The following is a 15,957-nucleotide window of genomic DNA, read 5'->3' as shown; positions in this document are numbered from 1 at the left end:
CAAACAAGCAAAGGAGACTGTTCATGCGCGCCATCGGTTACAGGACCAGCCAGCCCATCACGGCGAAAGACGCCCTCGTCGATATCGACCTGCCCCAGCCGGAAGCGAAAGGGCACGACATTCTGGTGGAAGTGAAGGCCGTTTCGGTAAACCCCGTCGACACCAAGGTGCGCCGCAACCAGACGCCGGAAAACGGCGAACCGCGCGTGCTCGGCTTCGATGCTGCCGGCGTGGTGAAGACCGTCGGCGACAAGGTCTCGCTGTTCAAGCCCGGCGACGAGGTATTCTACGCCGGTGTCATCAACCGCCCCGGCTCCAACAGCGAATTCCATCTCGTCGATGAGCGCATTGTCGGAACAAAGCCCAAATCATTGAATTTCGAGGAAGCGGCCGCCCTGCCGCTGACCGCGATCACCGCTTATGAGACGCTGTTCGACCGGATGCGGGTGAAGGAACCGGTTCCGGGCGCAGCCAACGCCGTTCTGGTCATCGGCGGCGCTGGTGGCGTCGGCTCCATCGCCGTCCAGCTTCTGCGGGCGCTAACCGACCTCACCGTCATCGCCACCGCTTCGCGGCCGGAAACGATTGCCTGGGTGAAAGAACTCGGCGCGCATCACGTCATCGATCACAGCAAGCCGATCGCGCCGCAGGTGGAAGCGCTCGGGCTCGGTGCGCCGGGCTTCGTCTTTTCCACCACCCATAGCGACATTCATGCCGCCGACAGTGTGGCGACCATCGCGCCGCAGGGCCGTTTCGCGCTGATCGACGATCCGGCCGGCGGTTTCGACGTCATGGCCTTCAAGCGCAAATGCGTATCGATCCATTGGGAAATGATGTTCGCCCGCGCCGTCTTCCAGACGCCTGACATGATCGAGCAGCACCGGCTGCTCAACCACGTGGCCGAGCTTGTCGATGCCGGCAAGATCAAGACGACGCTGACCGAGGTTTTCGGCACCATCACTGCCGCAAATCTCATCAAGGCGCACGCGCTGATCGAAAGCAACAAGGCCAAGGGCAAGATCGTGCTTTCGGGCTTCTGATCAGCAACGAGGCGTCCGCATCGCGGGCGCTTCTCTCCGCTTACGGATGTATTTGGGCCGTGCGCAAAACCGCGCGGCCATTCCTGTCAATCGTCGTCCGGGTCTTCCGGGCACGGCCAGGAGGCCGGCGCGGTGAGGCCGTTCGGTAATTTGGTCTTGGCGTCACCGCAGGCAATATCGATCTGTTTCTGGTCGAGCCCGGTGGCGGTGGAAAGATCGACCCCTTCAATCCGGGTCAGGAGCAGGAAGGCGCTGGTGAAATCGACAGGACCGCCAAGCTTCGCACCGCCGAAGCGGGCGCGTGACAGGTTGGTGAGCGAGAATTTCGAGCCGTTCAGCGTCGCACCCTCAAAATCAGCACGGCCGAGTTCAGCCTTGGTGAAATCCGTGCCGTCCAGCTTGGTGTTTTCGAATTTGGTCCGCTGCATTTCGGCATTGACGAATTTGGCATTGGTGGCGTCGGCGGCGGAAAAATCGCTGCGATAAGCTTCCACCTTGGTCAGGTTGGCGCCCTGAAGGTTCGCCTCGCCAAGGGCGGTACGGATGAGCTTGGCCTTTTCGAGATTGGCGCCCTTCAGCGAAGAACCGCGCAGATCCGTATAGGTGAAATCCGTGCCGTAGAGCATCGCCGAATCGAGATTGCTGCCGCCCAGCATCAGCAGACGCTTGTTGCATTCGCGCCAGTCGATGCCGGCCATGGCATCGGTACGGCAGCTTGCGGCCACCAGCGGGCCGCCGCTGAAAGAAACGGCAATCATCGCAAGCGCCGCCACACCGGCAACGCACCCTGTCTTCCGCACGATATTCAGCCTTTGAAAGCCGGACATTCTTTCACTCCCTGTCGTCTTGCGACGGCACCTAGGACCATATGCACGTTCAAGGCGTTACCGCATCGCTTAACCACAATCCACGGGCCACGCGACCATGCAACACCCCAACATCCTATATGTAAGAAATCGAAGAGCAATCCACAAATACTGACGGGGGACGGGCCATCAACGCTGCTCTTTCGTCATGCCGGACTAGATTCGGCATCCAGTCACGGCGCGTCTGCGCCGTGAGGAGAGTCTTTTACGATCAAAGACTTGATCGCGCCGGCCCCCGAATCAAATCCGGGGTGACGGCGTTCAAACGCCACGGCGTCGCTAAACGACGTCAACGATCCAGACGGTTCGGACCCACCATCACATATTGGCGTAAACCGGCCCTTCGCCACCCTGCGGCGGCACCCAGTTGATGTTCTGGTTGGGGTCCTTGATGTCGCAGGTCTTGCAGTGCACGCAGTTCTGCGCGTTGATGACGTAGACCTCCTGGCCGTCCTTCTCCACCCACTCATAAACACCGGCCGGACAATAACGCGTGGAGGGGCCGGCAAAGACGTCGTGTTCGGAGCGCTTCTGCAGCTCCATGTCCTTCACCTGAAGGTGGACCGGCTGGTCTTCCTCATGGTTGGTGGAGGACAGGAACACCGAGGACAGGCGGTCGAAGGTCAGGACGCCATCCGGCTTCGGATAGGCGATCGGCTTGTGCTTCGAAGCCGGTTCCAGGCTTTGCGCATCCGTCTTGCCGTGCTTCAGCGTGCCGAAGAAGGAGAAGCCGAACAGCTGGTTCGTCCACATGTCGAGACCGCCAAGGCCGACACCGACGAGCGTGCCGAATTTCGACCACAGCGGCTTGACGTTGCGGACCCGCTTCAGGTCCTTGCCGATATCGCCTTCGCGCCATTCGGCCTCGATCTCGGCCACCTCGTCATGGGCGCGGCCGGCGGCAATCGCCACGGCGATCTTCTCCGCCGCCAGCATGCCCGACAGCACCGCATTGTGGCTGCCCTTGATGCGCGGCACGTTGACGAAACCGGCCGAACAGCCGATCAGCGCGCCGCCCGGGAAGGTGAGCTTCGGCACCGACTGGTAGCCACCTTCGGTGATGGCGCGTGCGCCATAGGAAATGCGCTTGCCGCCCTCGAAGGTATCGCGGATGGCCGGATGTGTCTTGAAGCGCTGGAATTCCTCGAAAGGATAAAGATAGGGGTTCTTGTAATTGAGGTGCACCACGAAGCCGACGGCGACGAGGTTGTCCTCCAGATGATACAGGAACGAGCCGCCACCGGTCTTGAAACCGAGCGGCCAGCCGAAGGAATGCTGCACGAGGCCCTGTTTGTGGTGTTCCGGCTTGACCTGCCAGAGCTCCTTGATGCCGATGCCGAATTTCTGCGGCTCGCGATCTTTCGAGAGGTCGAATTTGGAAATCAGCTGCTTGGCGAGCGATCCACGCACGCCCTCTCCAACAAGCACATATTTGCCGTGCAGTTCCATGCCGCGGGTGAAGTTCGGACCCGGCTCGCCGTTCTTCTCGATGCCCATGTCGCCGGTGGCGACACCGATGACGGCGCCTTCGTCATTATAAAGCACTTCCGTTGCGGCAAAGCCCGGATAGATCTCGACACCGAGAGCCTCCGCCTTTTCCGCCAGCCACCGACAGACCAGCCCAAGCGAGACGATATAATTGCCGTGATTGTTCATGAGCGGCGGCATCATGAAATTCGGCAGGCGGATGGAGCCGGCCGGGCCCAGGAACATGAACTGGTCGTCCTTGACCTCGGTCTTGAAGGGATGCCCCTCCTCTTCGCGCCAGCCGGGCAGAAGACGGTCGATGCCGATGGGATCGACCACCGCGCCCGAGAGGATGTGCGCACCGACTTCCGCGCCTTTTTCCAGAACGACGACCGAGAGCTCGGGCTCCACCTGCTTCAGGCGGATCGCGGCGGCAAGACCCGCAGGACCCGCGCCAACGATCACAACGTCGAATTCCATCGCTTCGCGTTCGGGCAGTTCCATCGCTTCCGTCATCTCGTCCTCTCAGATCGCCGGTCCCATCCGGCTGTTGTTATATATCCGCTTACCGGCATCGTCGGCGCATCGCCTGCGCCGGACAAAAAGCCATCCGCGACACCGCATTTACCAGCGTCTGTCTTCGCAAAGCAGGACGCCTTTGTCGAGCTTCTATAGCGGCAAAACATGTCGCACGCCAGTCAATTGTCAGACAACCTGATGATTGAATTATTACTTTTACGTTCACGTAAGATTTAAAATAGAAGCTGGGAGTGTAGGCGTCAAGGGTAGTCGGCATTTGTGCCACTCTCGCGTTTACCGCGGCTGAAACGCCCATTCGGCTCGCTTCATCAATGGCGGCGTTTCCGTTTGCGCCAATACCGGACATCAACGACACTCTTTTCACGAGATGGGATAGCCAAAACCGCCTCGTGCCATATCTCAGCCATAACGTCAGCTATTCTGTCGCTGGCGGAGACGGTAAGCCTTTAATTGGCTTCGGTCCACTAAGCATCGCTCCCTGGATCCGCACCAGTTGTTCGTCTCGCTGAGAGCTATACGAAAGGTTGGACGTAGCGAGAATAGCCAGTGGAAAGTCGGAGTTGGCAATCGCATGGTCGATGATCCGCACTAGCGCCGCATCTCGCTCACCAGAATACGTAAGCATCTCAGCGCTGCGTACTAAGTTCCAATCCGCGTCGCTCACCCCCTTGATTTCGGCGATCTCTTTCTCGGGTCGACTCATCATGTATCGCGGCAACGCGGTCATTCCGAACATGTAGAGAAAATAGATGCCCAGCATGCCGCCGATAACAACGATCGGAGTCAACGCCTTAACAAAACCGGAGACAGACTCATCTGACTGTCCTCCCGCTTGAGCTTTCGAAAGCAGAGGGGGTATCAACCCGAAAAGTGCCGCAACCACGGTGAGAATAGCGGCTATGAAACCCAGAAAATCCAAAGCAAAATCCTCGAAAACTGCGAAATTTATCGGCGGAAAGCGGACAGCTCCCTAGTGGCTAGTTTGGGGGCGAGGAGAGGATGTATTCGATGATGGTGTCGGTTCCTCATTCTTTTTTTCTGCCTCGATCTCCGGGTGCTTTAGCATCTCCAAAAAAGCAGCACTCTCTGGTGCAGCCCCGGGGCCGATGCAACCATTATAAAAGTCCGCGACTTTGATAGCTGAGCATCGATCGGAATTCGCTCTCATAAGCTCAAACAACTTGTCTGCGTCTAAGGACAATCGCGCGACTATTGGATAGCCGTCCGAGTCGCTGAACTGAAAGAAGATGTCGGTCGGTGGAGCCTCCTTGTTTTGTAGTACAACCTCGATCATTTCGACTGAGTTTCGATAGGATTCCTCCTGCGTGAGCAGGGGAATAATGTCGAACATCAGGAGGTTTGTGCCAGGGCTGATAACCGCGCGTTGATCGTCACGAAGTCGAACCTTTGTTGCGGCCGCGAGATATTCGCTATGAACGTCCGCTCGTACGAAAACGCCAGCCGCATCCCCACGATTGGTGACAAGCAAACGCACCGTTGTTCCCTCCATCGATATCATCGGGGCAGACATATCGGACTTCGGCCTATGCAACAGACCATATAGGTTTGGTAGGGCAATGCTCAGGACAGACACGAGTGCAGTGAGCAAGGCAAGAACGGTGTTCGAGATCGAGAACAATCCTCGCCAGTCCTGATACGATTGGCAATGAGTACAGATCTTTGCCTGCGGCGGAATGGACAGGTGGCATTGCTTGCAATTCTTGATATCGGCAACCAATTGGTCCATAAGATCGTAACCAAAGACATTGAAAATTGGGCGGTCGGTGGTTGCACCATTTTTCGCGCGTTTGAGTTAGCCGTAAATCAAACGCAACCCATAGTCTATGTGTTTTTAGCGTTATCCAGCGCGGAGTTGCAACCTAACGACGGCAAACCAATGTCCGCTTCGGGCCACAAGCCGATTAGCTAAGATCACTCTCCAACATCAAACCGCCCACTCCTCATCCGTCGTAAACACGATCGTCAACCAGCGGTCACTGCCCTCGCCGCCCAGCGCTTCGCCGATCTCGTCGCGGATCGCATCCCATTCCTCCAGACGCCGGGCCGGCCAGTTCTTCGGCACGATGAAGAAGAGTTCGATCTGACGGCCGCGGCCGACGCGGGCGACATAGGAATAGTGCGAAGCGAAGCCGAATTTTTCCACCGTCTCGGCGGCCACCCTGTCCACATGCTGCTTGAATTCCAGCGGGGTCACCAGAAGGATGTCGGCCAGCGCCTGCTTCACATTGCCGAGCGGCATGGGGATGATCACAAGGCAGACCAGCGCCAGCACGGCCGGGTCGATATAGGGCGAAAGCCATGCCTGCGATGTTCCCGTCAGCCCATAACCCACGGCGAAGGCGATAAAGAGCGCGATGCTCAAAAGCGCGCTCATCAACCAGCTTTTGGCATCCAGCGCCACGAAGGCGGATTTCAGTCGGCGGTTCTGCCTTTTGACGAACCACGCCATGGCGAGCGAGACGGCGAAGCTGAGGAAGGTGACGATGATGGCGTAGTCGAACTCGATCAATCTGCCGCCATCCATCAGGCTGTCGATGGCGTTGATGAGCGCATAGATGGCTGCGCCCATCAACAGCGTGCCGTTGAGGCCGAGCACCATCGGCTCCAGGTGCCAGAAACCCATGGTGAAACGCTCCACCAGTCGGCCGCCCGGCCTTGGCGCTGCGGAGGCGGCGATCAGCCGCGCGACCAGCAGCGCCAGCACCGTCATGAAAGCGTCGGTCAGCGCATAGACACCATCGAAAACCACCGCGAAGGAGCCGGAGAACAGGCCCGCGCCGATACCGAAGAGCGCCAGGAGAACCGTGACGGCAATGGAGAATTTCAGCAGGGATTGTTCTGTCATGACGTGTATTTTTCCTTCAAAACCGGGCGCCACCTTCATAGAGGATTTTCGCCATTCTTCGAATCGCGAAAACGCTCTAACTCTTTGTTTTGTCGCATTTCCGGACGGAAAACCGGGGTCCACTTTTCCTGGAAATGCTCTATAAACAGCACATAGCGCACTCACAAGACAGGATAAAACCCATGGATTTCGGCATTTCCGGCAAACGCGCCCTCGTTCTCGCCTCCTCTCGTGGCCTTGGGCTGGGCATTGCGACGGCGCTGGCGAAAGAAGGCGCGCATGTCCTTCTCGTCGGCAGAAGCGGCGATAAGCTGGAGGCAAACTGCAAGGCGATCAATGCGCTCGGCAAGGGCAAGGCCGACTGGGTCTGGGGCGATCTTGCCGATGACAATTTCGTCGCCGCCATGGTTCAGGCGGTCAAGGACAAGCTCGGCGGCATCGATATTCTCGTCAACAATACCGGCGGTCCGACCCCGGGCCTTGCGCAGGAGATGACGGTCGAAAAGCTCGATACCTTCTTCCAGTCCATGGTGCTGCGCGTCATCACGCTCACCAATGCGCTTCTGCCTGAGATGAAAGAGCAGGGTTTCGGCCGCATCCTCACCGTCGCCTCGTCAGGCGTGTTTGAGCCGATCGCCAATCTTGCGCTTTCCAACACGCTGCGCGGCGCGCTGGTCGGCTGGAGCAAGACGCTGTCCAGCGAAGTAGCCTCCTTCGGCATCACCTCCAACCTGCTCCTGCCCGGCCGTATCCATACCGACCGCATCGATGAGCTTGACGGCGCCAACGCCAAGCGTCTCGGCAAGAGCGTCGAGGAAATCCGAGAGGCCTCCGTCAAGAGCATCCCGGCCGGCCGCCTCGGCACGGTGGAGGAATTCGCCGCCGCCGGCGCTTTCCTCTGCTCGGTTCCGGCAAGCTACATCACCGGCACGATGCTGAGAGTGGATGGCGGCGCGGCGAAGTCGAACTAAGGCCGAATAGATACGAATCCCGTCAGGAGGCCGCTCCGTAAATCACGTAACGGTTCCGGCCGGTATTCTTGGCCTCGTAGAGGGCGGTGTCGGCGCGGCGCAGGACATCGCTCGCGCTCTCGCCTGGATTTGCAAAGGCAATGCCCGCCGAGCAGCTATAGCGGAAATCCGGCACGTCGCTCAGCGGCGATGCCGCGGTCAAAGACAACAGCAGTTTCTGCATGATGATCTCCGCGCTCAACATGCGCGAACCGCCGAAAACGAGCAGGAACTCCTCGCCGCCGATCCGCCCGACCAGATCGTCGCGGGCGACCGCAGCGGAAAGCCGGGCGGCGAAGTCTTTCAGAACCAGATCGCCGCAGGCATGGCCAAAGCGGTCGTTCACCGACTTGAAGTGGTCTATATCAATGATGATGACGGCAAGCGCCTCGGCCTTGTTGGGGCCGAGCCGGTGATTGAGAATATCCATGACGTAGCGGCGGTTGCCGAGACCGGTCAGCTCGTCGCTCAGGGCGGATTTCAACGCCCTGTCCCGCTCCTGGCGAAGATCGCGCAGTTCAACGCCGAGTTCGGAAATATCGGTGACGACGCACAACATCCAGCCACCCGGCAGCGTCGTCTCGGTCGTCAGCATCCAGCGCCCGTCATTGAGGCCGGTCTCGATGGTGCGGAAGGGCAGCTTGCCGCGCCTCGTTCTCGCGGAGCGTAGCCACAGTTCGAAATCGGAGGTCTCGATGGCCGTGCCGGCGGAGTTGCGGTAACCGCTGCGCATGAGATCAACCCATGTCGGAAACTCGTCCGGGCCGAGGCCGAGCGCGGTGCGGAATGCCGTGTTGGCGAAACGCAGTTCATCGCCGCCGTCGAAAAGCGCATAACCCTGCTGCGACGCCTCCATCAGGTCCATGAGATGGCGGTTGAAGCTGTCCGCATCGCCGCGAACGCGGGCGTTTCGCGCCGGCGACACGTCTTCGAGGGTGGAACGGGCCGGCTTTCGGGACATCGGGGCTCCGTCTGCAAACACAACAAATACAAAAATAAATCTGCTCTTTAACGCTATATTTCAGCCTTATACTCGCTTTATGCGAAAAAATATTTAATGCGGGCGGCAGGGCGGCCTTCCACCCATGGCGATTACTTCATGCAAATTTCACAATAAACCCGGGTGCGGGTGCTTGCCATTCCGTCGGCCCTGTGCAATCAACCGCCCTCCTCTGACATCGGGGTGCCAAAGGCATCCCTTATTTTCGCGCTGGGCCGCCTTTCAGGCCGGGCGGGTTTTTCTATCGGCAACAAGGATATGGCGATGACGCAAAAGCGGGCTCTCGGCCTCGATTTCGGCACGACCAACACGGTCATGGCTCTTTCCGACGGCGGCGGCGAAAGCCGTTCCATGCGCTTCACCAGCAGCGCAGGCACGGATGACAGCATGCGCACCGCGCTCTCCTTCATGAAGGATGCCGGCCTGGGTGCGGCCGCCCTGCATGTGGAAGCGGGCCATGCCGCCATCCGCCAGTTCATCGACAATGCCGGCGACTGCCGTTTCCTGCAGTCGATCAAGACATTTGCGGCCTCGCCGCTGTTTCAGGGCACGCTGATCTTCGCCAAGCGCCAGAGCTTCGAGGATCTGATGGACGTGTTCCTGCGCAAGCTGAAGACCTATGCGGGTGAGGAATGGCCAGGTGACGTTTCCACCGTCATCGCCGGCCGGCCGGTGCGTTTCGCCGGCAGCAATCCGGATGAGACGCTGGCGCTTGCCCGTTACAACGAGGCGCTCACCCGGGCAGGTTTCCCTGATATCCATTATGTCTATGAGCCGGTGGCGGCGGCCTATTATTTCGCCCAGAGCCTGAAGAAGGACGCCAATGTGCTGGTGGCGGATTTCGGCGGCGGCACCACGGACTATTCGCTGATCCGTTTCGAAACCCATGCCGGCAAGCTTTCCGCCACCCCCATCGGCCATTCCGGCGTCGGCGTGGCAGGCGACCATTTCGATTTCCGCATGATCGACAATCTGGTCTCGCCCGAGATCGGCAAGGGCAGCAAGTTCAAAAGCTTCGACAAGGTGCTGGATGTACCCTCGGGTTATTACGTGAATTTCGGCCGCTGGAACCAGCTGTCGATCTTCAAGACCTCGAAGGAATTCACCGCGCTGAAATCGCTGGTGCGCTCGGCGCTGGAGCCGGAAAAACTCGAACTCTTCATCGATCTGGTCGACCACGACGAGGGCTACCCGCTCTATCAGGCGATTTCCGCCACCAAGATGGCGCTGTCTTCTGCGGAAGAAGCGGAGTTCAACTTCTCACCGCTCGGCAAGGCCGGCCGCAAGATGGTGAAGCGCAGCGATTTCAACAACTGGATCGCTGACGACCTTGCCAAGATAGAAGAAGCGCTCGACGAGGTTCTGGAAAAGACGAAGGTTGCGCCCGAGGCGATCGACAAGGTGTTCCTGACCGGCGGCACCTCCTTCGTGCCGGCGGTGCGCGAGCTTTTCACCCGCCGTTTCGACGCCGACCGCATCGAAAGCGGCGGCGAGCTGCTCTCGATTGCCCATGGTCTCGCCATGATCGGCGAAAGCGGCGATATTCAGCGCTGGACAGCGTGATTTACGGGTTCCCCGGGCGGGGAACATGGGGTAATTTCCGCCCATGATCGCCGCTCACGACCTCTCCCCGGCCGAACTCGCCGCCCTCCTGCATTTCCATGCGGATGCGGGCGTGGACTGGATGCTGGAAGAGACCCCGGTCGACCGTTTCGCTGAATTCGCCGCCGCCCGCCCTGCCCGATCCGCGCCGGCACAGGATGCGGTGACATCGGCACGCCAGACTGAAAGGCCGGCGGATCGCCGTGCCGACGCACCTCAGCGGCAGGCGGCAACGCGCAGCGCCCCGGCGCGTGGCGCGCCAGCCGCGCCCGCTCTTCAGCAGAATGTCGCCATGCCCGACGAGCAGGCCGTGGCGGCGGCGCGTTTTGCGGCGGAAAGCGCGAGATCGCTTGCCGAGCTGAAAACCGCACTTGAGGGTTTCAGCGGCTGCAACCTCAAGAACAGCGCGCGCAATACGATTTTCACCGCAGGTGATGCCGCCTCCGCCATCATGGTCATCGGCCCGATGCCTGACGCGGATGACGACCGCGAGGGCCTTCCCTTCGCCGGCAAGACCGGGCTTTTGCTCGACCGCATGCTGGCGGCCATCGGGCTTGAGCGCAGCACCATCATGCTCGGCAATGTCGTGCCCTGGCGGCCGCCGGGCAACCGCCCGCCGACGCAGGCCGAGATGGATATCTGCCGCCCCTTCATCGAGCGACAGATCGCGCTTGCCGAGCCGAAACACCTGTTGCTTCTTGGCAACTTCACCGCACGTTTCTTCTTTGGCGGCACCGGCACCATCCATACGCTGCGTGGACAGTGGCGTGATGTCGCAGCCGGACACCTGGTTTTGCCGGCTCTCGCAAGCCTGCACCCACAGGAACTGTTGAACGCGCCAGCGAGTAAGTCATTGGCATGGCAGGATTTATTGGCTTTTCAGGCAAAGATCACCCAAGGCTGACTGCCTCATTCCTACTCAATGTAAATGAATTATGAAAAAAGCCATGCGCATTACGCATAACAGCGGCGCATTTGGCCGGCTTGCCGAATCCATGCTGCGCTGCGATATAGCGATCATGTCTTGGGAGGAATTCGGTTTAAGGAACCAAGGCAATGACCACTCGCTTCCGTCCGGTACATTCCGGCTTTGAAACGCTCCGCCTGGCGGGCCTCGGCCCTCGCTCCAGTCAGGGCTACCATCGTTTCGGCGCAGCCGCAAACGAACAGATGACCGCACGCGCTGCCATGCAGCAGGTCCGCGTGACGCGTCCCTCGGCAGTCTTCGCGGATTTCCGCGAGCGCTGAGAAGCACTCAGGCCAGTCTAGCACTGGCCCATAGATATGATTGCGCGCTGGCGTCTTTCTTCGGGAAGGCGCCTTTTGCTTTTGCGTGTTTTCACGATTATAGACCTCCGTCATGCCGGACCCGATCCGGCATCCAGCCAGCCCAAGTCCTTGGGCTGAAAGGAGTCTTTCCAACACGCAGACGCGTGTCGACTGGATTCCGGCTCATGGCCGGAATGACGGACACACAAAACGGCCAGCGTATAGCGGCCGAGGAAACATCCCTCACCCCTGCGGCGTCGAAGCCTTGCGCGCCGCCCGTCTCGCCAATCCCAGCTGATGTTCGCGGAAAATGATGAAGATACCGGCGAGGATCACGATCGCCGTACCGATCAGCATTGTCACCGTCGGAATATCTCCAAACAGAATGTAGGACACCGCGATGCCGAAGACGATGGAGCTGTATTCGAAGGGCGCGATAACGGAGACTTCCGCATGGCGGTAACTCTCCGTCAGGAAGATTTGCGCGACGCCGCCGCAGATGCCGCTGGTGATCAAGAGCATCGCCTGCGTCACGCTCAGCGAATTCCAGCCGAAGGGCACGCTGATGAGCGATAACAAAGTGGCGGTGAGCGAAAAATAGAGCACGATGGTCGGCGTCTTTTCCGTTTCCACCAATTGCCGCACCTGGATCATGGCCAGACCGCCCAGCGCCGCGCCGCATAGCACGGCAATGGCCCCCAGCCCCTCACCCGCGGCAAAGCCGCCCTCACTCAGAAGCGTCATCTTCGGCCACAGAATCACCAGCACGCCCATCATGCCGACAAACACCGCACTCCAGCGATAGATGCGCACCTTTTCATGCAGGATGAAGGCGGCGAAAACGACGGCGAGAAGCGGCGAGGCATAACCGATGGCGATGAATTCCGGCAGCGGCAGCATGGTCAGCCCATAAAAACCGCAGGCCATCGAGAGGATGCCCAGAAAACCGCGCTTGAAATGGCCGAGGAGATTGTTGGTGTGCAGCGCGCTCGCCAGCGCATGCAGCCAGGCGAGATAAACGACGATCGGGATGATGGCGAAGGCGGAACGGAAGAAGGTGATCTGGCCGGCCGGCACGTCACCTGCGGCCTTGATGCAGGTCTGCATGACAAGAAAAAAGCCGACCGAAATCAGCTTCATGCTAATCCCGCGAAAGGGATTCATCGGTTCGGCGTTCATTGGCAGTTACTCATATCGGCTGCGCAAACACGCCATCGGGAGATTTTCATGCGGGAGAGGACGACGCAGGGGAAGTGGATGTCCCAAGGCTAGAGCATTCTTCCGGGGCTTTACAACAAAAAATGTTATTCACTCATGAATTCCGTTGATCTGGCTGGGGTTCGTTATCATGGGCTCAGGGAACGATCGCAGACGAAAAGCGACGCGTGCTAAAATTTGAAGAAAATAAAATATAATTTCAGCAATCGTTCAACATTTGCTGCCATGGTCCACGGGTCCGGCGGCGGGAGGATTGTCTGCATGGCCGGCAAAGCTTTCCATCGCGGGACAGAACGTCCTCCGACGCGCACATGAACGTGACGAATACTCTACCCATTTTACATCCGGGACTTATGGCGACATGATGCCGGGAAGACCACGCCAAGTTATTCAGGGACAGTCATGCGAACAGACACGGGCCAGATCGTTCACCTGGCAGATTACCGCCCCACCGATTTCGTTCTGGAGCGGGTGGATCTCACCTTCGAACTCGACCCCAAGAATACCAAGGTCGAAGCCCGTTTGATCTTTCACCGGCGCGAAGGCGCTGAGCGGCAGGCGCCGCTCGTCCTTGATGGCGACGAGCTGAAGCTCTCCGGCCTGCTGCTCGACCAGGTGGAGCTTCCCGCCGGCCAATATGAGGCGACGCCCGACAGCCTGACCATCCGCGATTTGCCGGCCGAATCTCCCTTCGAGATCTGCGTCACCAATTACATCAATCCGCAGATCAATACGCAGCTGATGGGGCTTTACCGCACCAATGGCGTTTATTGCACGCAATGCGAGGCGGAAGGTTTCCGCCGTATCACCTATTTCCCCGACCGGCCGGATGTTCTGGCGCCCTATACGGTGACGATCATCGCGGCGAAGGAAGGCAATCCGCTGCTGCTCTCGAACGGCAATTTCCTCGGCGGCGGCAATTACGATGAAGGCCGTCACTTCGCAGCCTGGTTCGATCCACATCCGAAACCCAGCTATCTCTTCGCGCTTGTCGCCGGCGATCTCGGCGTGGTGGAAGATACCTTCACCACCATGTCCGGCCGCGAAGTGGCGCTGAAGATTTATGTCGAGCACGGCAAAGAGCCGCGCGCGGCCTACGCCATGGATGCGCTGAAACGTTCGATGAAATGGGACGAAGAGCGTTTCGGCCGCGAATACGATCTCGATATCTTCATGATCGTCGCCGTGTCCGATTTCAACATGGGCGCGATGGAGAACAAGGGTCTCAACGTCTTCAACGACAAATTCGTACTGGCCGACCCGGAAACCGCCTCCGATGCTGACTACGCCAATATCGAGCGTATCATCGCCCATGAATATTTCCACAACTGGACGGGCAACCGCATTACCTGCCGCGACTGGTTCCAGCTCTGCCTGAAAGAAGGCCTGACGGTCTATCGCGATCAGGAATTTTCCGCCGACATGCGCTCGCGGCCGGTCAAGCGCATCGCCGATGTGCGCCACCTGAAATCGGAGCAGTTTCCCGAGGATTCCGGCCCGCTGGCGCACCCACCGCGCCCGGATACCTATCGCGAAATCAACAATTTCTACACAACGACCGTTTATGAAAAAGGTGCCGAAGTCACGAGGATGATCGCCACGATCCTCGGCGCTGATGATTTCAAGAAGGGCATGGACCTCTATTTCGAGCGCCATGACGGCGAAGCCGCAACCGTCGAGGATTTCGTCAAGAGCTTCGCCGATGCGAGCGGCCGCGACCTCTCGCAATTTTCGCTCTGGTACACGGAAGCGGGCACACCGCTCGTCTCCGTCTCATCGGCTTATGATGCGGGCAATGCCACCTTCAGACTGACGCTGGAACAGACCGTGGCGCCGACGCCCGGCCAGCCGGTGAAGCAGCCGCGCCATATTCCGCTGTCGCTGGCGCTGATCCTCGACAATGGCCAGATCGCCGAACCGCAAGCCGTCGAAGGCGGCGAGTATCGCAATGGCGTGCTGCATCTGAACGAACGCAACCAAACCTTCTCCTTCACCGGCATCTCGTCGAGGCCGGTGCTGTCTATCAACCGCAGCTTCGCGGCACCGATCAATCTGGATTTCGAGCAGAATGCGGCCGATCTGGTGCAGATCGCCCGGCACGAGACTGACATGTTCGCCCGTTTCCAGGCGCTGACCGATCTCGCCCTGCCGGCGCTGATTGCCGCCACCAAGGCGGTGCACAAGGGCGAAGAAATACAGACGGATGCGGCTCTCTCCGCCACGCTCATCGAAATCATCGGCAACGACGCGCTTGAGCCGGCATTCCGGGCGCAGGCGCTCGCCTTGCCGAGCGAAACGGATATCGCCCGCGAACTCGGCGGCAACACCGATCCCGATGCCATCCACAAGGCGCGCAATGCCACGATCAAGGCGATTGCCACGTCCGGCCTAGAAACGCTGCGGCAGCTTGCCGATAGTGCTGCCGATGGCGAGGCTTACAGCCCCGACGCCGACAGCGCCGGACGCCGTTCGCTGCGCAATGGCGCCCTGAGCTTCCTCGCCTTTGCCGAGGGAACACCGGAGCGGGCGGCGAAGGCCTTTGCCGACGCCACCAACATGACCGATCTCGCCCATGCGCTCAGCGTCCTGACCCAGCGTTTCCCGGAAAGCACGGAAACAAAGGAAGCGCTTGCCGCCTTCGAAAAACGCTTTGCCGACAATGCACTCGTTCTCGACAAATGGTTCTCGTTGCAGGCAGCCATTCCGGGCGAAGGCGCGCTGGAGCGTATCAAGGGGCTGATGAAATCGAAACATTTCATCGCCACCAATCCGAACCGGGTGCGCTCGCTGGTCGGCACGCTTGCCTTCTCCAACCCCACCGGCTTCCACCGAGCCGATGGCGCGGCCTATCGTTTCCTTGCGGAACAGATCATCGCCATCGACAAGCGCAATCCGCAGCTGGCCGCCCGCATTTTGACCTCCATGCGCTCCTGGCGATCGCTGGAGGCAAGCCGTGCCGAACATGCGAAAGCCGCGCTTTCAACCATTGCCGAGGCGAAGGACCTGTCGACGGATGTAAGCGACATCGTCGGGCGTATCCTCAAGGGCTGATCGTCCGCCGAAGCTCCACCATTCTGAT

The 15,957-nt window shown here is 59.5% G+C and carries 13 protein-coding genes; 6 read left to right on the top strand and 7 right to left on the bottom strand.

Annotation, left to right across the window (positions count from 1 at the left end; translation table 11 throughout):
* The first annotated feature begins 23 nt into the window (after positions 1 to 23).
* A complete protein-coding gene (locus AC5I5B_RS16185; protein ID WP_495752751.1) occupies positions 24 to 1,040 on the top strand; it encodes a zinc-binding alcohol dehydrogenase family protein in 1,017 nt (338 codons plus the stop codon).
* An 86-nt stretch (positions 1,041 to 1,126) separates the two neighbouring features.
* Here AC5I5B_RS16185 and AC5I5B_RS16180 read toward each other — a convergent pair whose 3' ends face one another.
* From AC5I5B_RS16180 to AC5I5B_RS16160, 5 genes are all read right to left on the bottom strand, one after another.
* Entirely contained in the window at positions 1,127 to 1,867 is a 741-nt protein-coding gene (locus AC5I5B_RS16180) for a pentapeptide repeat-containing protein (protein WP_020809597.1), read from the bottom strand.
* A gap of 357 nt (positions 1,868 to 2,224) precedes the next feature.
* Positions 2,225 to 3,889: an electron transfer flavoprotein-ubiquinone oxidoreductase gene (locus AC5I5B_RS16175; RefSeq protein WP_111834258.1), complete on the bottom strand. Its 1,665-nt coding sequence runs from the start codon at positions 3,887 to 3,889 to the stop codon at positions 2,225 to 2,227.
* Between the two features lie 439 nt (positions 3,890 to 4,328).
* Positions 4,329 to 4,832, bottom strand: coding sequence for a hypothetical protein (locus AC5I5B_RS16170; protein ID WP_111834257.1), 504 nt, complete (start codon positions 4,830 to 4,832; stop codon positions 4,329 to 4,331).
* A 51-nt stretch (positions 4,833 to 4,883) separates the two neighbouring features.
* Positions 4,884 to 5,660 (bottom strand): hypothetical protein, encoded by a 777-nt coding sequence (locus tag AC5I5B_RS16165; protein ID WP_174054533.1) that lies wholly within the window; start codon positions 5,658 to 5,660, stop codon positions 4,884 to 4,886.
* A 198-nt stretch (positions 5,661 to 5,858) separates the two neighbouring features.
* On the bottom strand, positions 5,859 to 6,779 hold the full coding sequence (locus AC5I5B_RS16160; protein WP_111834256.1) for a cation diffusion facilitator family transporter: 921 nt from the start codon (positions 6,777 to 6,779) through the stop codon (positions 5,859 to 5,861).
* Between the two features lie 182 nt (positions 6,780 to 6,961).
* On the opposite strand from AC5I5B_RS16160, the gene AC5I5B_RS16155 reads away from it, so the two are divergent.
* On the top strand, positions 6,962 to 7,750 hold the full coding sequence (locus tag AC5I5B_RS16155) for an SDR family oxidoreductase (RefSeq protein ID WP_111834255.1): 789 nt from the start codon (positions 6,962 to 6,964) through the stop codon (positions 7,748 to 7,750).
* A 22-nt stretch (positions 7,751 to 7,772) separates the two neighbouring features.
* Here AC5I5B_RS16155 and AC5I5B_RS16150 read toward each other — a convergent pair whose 3' ends face one another.
* Entirely contained in the window at positions 7,773 to 8,750 is a 978-nt protein-coding gene (locus AC5I5B_RS16150; protein ID WP_162695512.1) for a GGDEF domain-containing protein, read from the bottom strand.
* 303 nt (positions 8,751 to 9,053) lie between these two features.
* Between AC5I5B_RS16150 and AC5I5B_RS16145 the strand changes: the two genes are divergently transcribed.
* The 3 genes from AC5I5B_RS16145 (at position 9,054) to AC5I5B_RS16135 (ending at position 11,639) form a co-directional block, all read left to right on the top strand.
* Positions 9,054 to 10,352, top strand: coding sequence for an Hsp70 family protein (locus AC5I5B_RS16145; RefSeq protein ID WP_035213543.1), 1,299 nt, complete (start codon positions 9,054 to 9,056; stop codon positions 10,350 to 10,352).
* Positions 10,353 to 10,395: 43 nt separating this feature from the next.
* The gene (locus AC5I5B_RS16140; protein ID WP_065694918.1) at positions 10,396 to 11,295 is read left to right on the top strand and encodes a uracil-DNA glycosylase; all 900 of its coding nucleotides are present in this window, start codon (positions 10,396 to 10,398) and stop codon (positions 11,293 to 11,295) included.
* Positions 11,296 to 11,447: 152 nt separating this feature from the next.
* Positions 11,448 to 11,639, top strand: coding sequence for a hypothetical protein (locus AC5I5B_RS16135; RefSeq protein WP_003509784.1), 192 nt, complete (start codon positions 11,448 to 11,450; stop codon positions 11,637 to 11,639).
* 264 nt (positions 11,640 to 11,903) lie between these two features.
* Here the strand turns inward: AC5I5B_RS16135 and AC5I5B_RS16130 are convergent, their stop codons facing one another.
* Positions 11,904 to 12,839, bottom strand: a complete 936-nt coding sequence (locus AC5I5B_RS16130) for a DMT family transporter (RefSeq protein ID WP_020809591.1) — start codon at positions 12,837 to 12,839, stop codon at positions 11,904 to 11,906.
* Between the two features lie 441 nt (positions 12,840 to 13,280).
* Between AC5I5B_RS16130 and pepN the strand changes: the two genes are divergently transcribed.
* Positions 13,281 to 15,929 (top strand): aminopeptidase N, encoded by a 2,649-nt coding sequence (gene pepN / locus AC5I5B_RS16125; protein WP_111834254.1) that lies wholly within the window; start codon positions 13,281 to 13,283, stop codon positions 15,927 to 15,929.
* Positions 15,930 to 15,957 lie beyond the last annotated feature (28 nt).

The sequence above is a fragment of the Agrobacterium sp. genome, from assembly GCF_059499945.1.
The sequence above is the reverse complement of the archived record's forward strand: the minus strand, read 5'-3'. Positions and strand labels throughout refer to the sequence as shown.